Source organism: Nodularia chucula CCY0103 (assembly GCF_963923915.1).
GTDB classification, from domain to species: domain Bacteria; phylum Cyanobacteriota; class Cyanobacteriia; order Cyanobacteriales; family Nostocaceae; genus Nodularia; species Nodularia chucula.
Genome location: NZ_CAWUOL010000179.1, coordinates 1 through 1,987, shown reverse-complemented (window position 1 = coordinate 1,987; position 1,987 = coordinate 1). Strand labels below are relative to the sequence as shown.

The window sequence follows — 1,987 nt, the reverse complement described above, 5'->3', positions numbered from 1 at the left end:
GTTACTTCAATCCCTCTGGGAGTAATACTTTCACCATTTTTGTCGCCCCCTCAAGTTGTTGACAAAATTCTAAAATTTGGCAGCTTGGAGTGTAGCGAATCAGAAATTTATCTCCTAAATATTCCGGATCTTCTTCTGTAGGTATAGGTAAAGCAGCGAAGGGAATCTGATGAAGTAACAGGTGTGGGACTAAAATTAATTCTTCTATTCCTTGAAGATGTTGGGATATAAGTTCAGCTATTTGCAAGCGTTCAGCTAGTTCGTAGAGAATACAGAGAATATCAGTTTCCCATTTTTGGGGTTCATCCCTATAAGTTAATAACCAATTCTGCTCAATCCAGCCTTGCAATGTCTCTAGTCCTTGTCCTGTGCAGGTGTGGAGAGTAATTTGGTTTTGCTGAACGACAAAAATATGGGTGTCAGTGTTAGTAGTGTAAAAACTGAGGATAGCTGTATTAGGTAGGTCAATTAGCTTGCGAATGTCTGACAAGCTGAGGGGGTTAACTTGAATTTCTCCAGCTAATACGGGATCTTCGCGTCTAAGATTTTCCCAAACTTGTTGTTTTTGGGTTTCTAAAGATGCGATCGCTTCCTTATAAGCTTCCAAAGCAGGTGGGTCACTGCGGTTTTTTTCAGATTTATAGCGTTGACGTTCTTCGTCAATTTGTCGTTGCAATTCTTCATACTGCTGCAATAACTCCTCAACTTTTGGAGGAATTTCGCCACCTTGGTGGAGGTCATTACTTGCCATTAAGTCTACCAGACTTTTGGAACGCGATCGCTCTGAATATTCAAAAGCTTTTCCTATTTGTCCAGCGTTGATGCAAGCTTGAACAATATTTTGGTAAACGCCGATGAATCTTTCCAGAATTTCTTGACGACGAGTTTCAGAAAGACTCCAAACACGAATTTGCTCTACCGCTTCAATAGCAAAATGGTATCCCTTAATTGCTTCTGTCCAACACCCGACTGCAAAACATTGTTCTCCGAAGTTATGTGCATATCTAAGACCATCTCTTGGTAATATCCGAGGTTTATAAATTTCTAGAGATAATCTAAAACAAATAATTGCTTGATCAATCTGCTTTAGTTCGCAGTAAGTAAGAGCTAAATTATTTTGTACCATTGCCCAGTCTTCTGGGAAATTTTCACGTTTATAGACTTTTAGAGCGGCCTTCAAATGAAAAATTGAGCGCTCTAAATTTTCTTCCCGATTTCCTTCAAAAAGCTCACGATAGGCATTACCAAGATTATTTTGAAGTCCAGCCCAATCTTCTGGAAAGTCTTCATAAGTATGTTCTTCTACAGCACTTTCGTAGCAGCATATTGCCTTTTTTAAATTTTCTGTTGGATTTCCTTTTATCCTTGTACGATATGCAGCACCTAAATTACTTAGAACCATTGCCCAGTCTTCTGGGTAAGTGTCTCGTAAATAAACTTGGAGAGCATTTTTACAACATAAAATTGCCAGTTCTAAATTTTCCTCTTTATTAAAACTGACTTCATCAAAATAATCAGAATAAGCAGTTGCTAAATTATTTTGCAGCCCAGCCCAATCTTCAGGAAAATCCTCACGAGTGTATACTCGTAAAGCTGCTTGAAATGCTGTAATTGCTTGCTCTAAATTTTGTACTCTATCACCGCGAATACGGTCACAATAAGCATTTCCTAAATCATATTTTATCTCGGCTATTATTTGAAGAAATAATTCCTCAGTCAAAAGTCTAAGTGCAAATTCATAGCCAACAATAGCAATTTCAATATATGTAGCTCTCCTGACTGGTTCAAGTTCTGATATCTCTTGTATTTTTTTGCTAAATATACGAATAGATAAAGCTTTGTCATAAGCTTTATCTGGTTCTGCTTTTGGTAGGTTTAGCGTTACCCAAGCTCTTAGTACAGACAGGAAATTGTTATCCAGTCTGTCTAAATTACAGGGTCAGCGCATCTCAAACCCTGTTGACAAGAGGACTTGCCTAATCAGCAA

General features: G+C 38.1%; 1 protein-coding gene. It reads right to left on the bottom strand.

Translation table 11 applies throughout. The features are described 5' to 3' along the window. Position 1 precedes the first annotated feature (1 nt). The gene (locus ACM0OP_RS24015; protein ID WP_414530921.1) at positions 2-1,720 is read right to left on the bottom strand and encodes a tetratricopeptide repeat protein; all 1,719 of its coding nucleotides are present in this window, start codon (positions 1,718-1,720) and stop codon (positions 2-4) included. Positions 1,721-1,987: the final 267 nt, after the last annotated feature.